The organism is Mesorhizobium kowhaii (genome assembly GCF_042431665.1).
In the GTDB taxonomy this organism is placed as follows: Bacteria; Pseudomonadota; Alphaproteobacteria; order Rhizobiales; family Rhizobiaceae; genus Mesorhizobium; species Mesorhizobium kowhaii.
Window position 1 is genome coordinate 1 of the sequence record NZ_JBHLYT010000191.1, and the last position, 1710, is coordinate 1710.

Sequence of the window (1710 nt, forward strand, 5' to 3'; positions counted from 1 at the left end):
CCCGGTTGCGTGGTGGCATTCTCAACAAAGCACGCCGCGGTGAATATCGTTGCCCCCTTCCGACCGGCTTCATCTATAATGAGGTTGGCGATGTGGTCCTCGATCCAGACGCTCAGATCCGGGAGATGATCACCCACTTCTTCGAGACGTTCTCGCGGGTCGGGTCGGCTACGCAGACCGTCAAGGCGTTTGCCAGCGAAGGTCTGCTCTTCCCATCCCGGTTCCGCAACAGCAAGCGGGTGGTCTTCCAACCCCTGACCACATCGACAGCCTTACGCACGCTGCACAATCCTCGCTTCGCGGGCGTCTATGCCTATGGCCAGCGTCTTTACCGCAGGACCGTCGACGGAAAGAAACAGGTCCGTAAACGTGAGCCCAATGAATGGCTCGCATGCATCCCGGACGCCCATCCCGGCTATATCAGTTGGGAGCAGTTCCAGCACAACCTGAAGGCGCTCGAGGCCAATGGCCAAGGCTACCAGACCGCGCGTGTCTCGCCACCGCGCGAAGGCGCGGCTTTGTTGCAGGGGCGCGTCATATGCGGGCGGTGTGGCTGCCACATGAGGGCCCGTTACGTCACCCGGCGCGGTCAGGTGGACACTTGGTACGTCTGCAGCCGCGCCTACGTCTCTCGGGGTGAGCCTCACTGCCAGTCGATCGCAGGCTGGCCCGTCGACGCGGCGATCGGTGAACTGATCGCCGCGGCAATGACGCCCGCCGCCGTGGAATTAGCTCTGGAGATCCGAAAAGAGATCGAAGCGCGCTATGACGAAGCGGACAAACTCCGGCTCCGCGCCGTCGAACGCGCCCAAATCGATGCCGATCTTGCACAGCGGCGGTTTATGCTGGTCGATCCGAACAACCGCCTGGTTGCCGACACCCTTGAACGCGAATGGAACGACAAACTGCGCATGCTGGCTGATCTACGAGAAGAAAGAGCGCGCGCTCTACGCGAAGACCGAGCGACACTCGACGATGCAATCCGTGATCGATTGATCGCCATGACGGCCGACTTCAAAACGGTCTGGTGCGACCCCACCTTGCCGAACCGAGAACGCAAGCGACTCCTTGCCTATCTCGTCGAAGACGTCACCTTGCTCAAGTTCCAGGCCGAGGGAGAGACCCGGATCCACATCCGCTTCAGAGGCGGAAGGACCGAAACATTGACCACTCAGAACCCGAAATCGTCCGCACAGCAGGTAAAGACCCGGCCCGAGGTGGTCGAATTGGTCGACAAGCTTCTCGACGATCATATCTGCGCTGAAATCGCTGACATCCTGAATGCAAGGGGAATCCGCCCCGGCGGCTCAGCGCGGCGCGGCAAGGCTGACGCCCAGTTCACCGACTTGCGCGTCATCTATCTTGTCAAGCAATATGGTCTGCGCTCGCGCTACGACCGGCTGCGCGAGCGGGGAATGCTGACAAAAGCAGAAGCCTGCGCAAAACTCGGAATCACCGAATGTACCCTGGTCAGATGGGCGAAATACGGCATCGTGAAAAGACATGCCTACAACGGCTATATCGGCCTCTATGAACTGCCAGGACCGCACGTCCCAGCCAAGCAGTGCAGCCGATGGAACCAGCTTGCCCATCGGGCAGAGGCTATCCGCCGACTCAACTCCTCAAAATGCTCCGATCTCAAGGAAAGGGCTGTAGTATGAAGCCAGTTAGTTTGTGAACAGGCATGATCCTTGGCCATCATGCCAGATG

General features: G+C 59.8%; 1 protein-coding gene. It reads left to right on the forward strand.

Features of this window, described 5'->3' with window-relative positions; translation table 11 throughout:
• A partial coding sequence (locus tag ACFFNA_RS39285) for a recombinase family protein (RefSeq protein WP_378925666.1) occupies nucleotides 1-1661 on the forward strand: 1661 nt, incomplete at its 5' end.
• Between the last annotated feature and the right edge of the window lie 49 nt (nucleotides 1662-1710).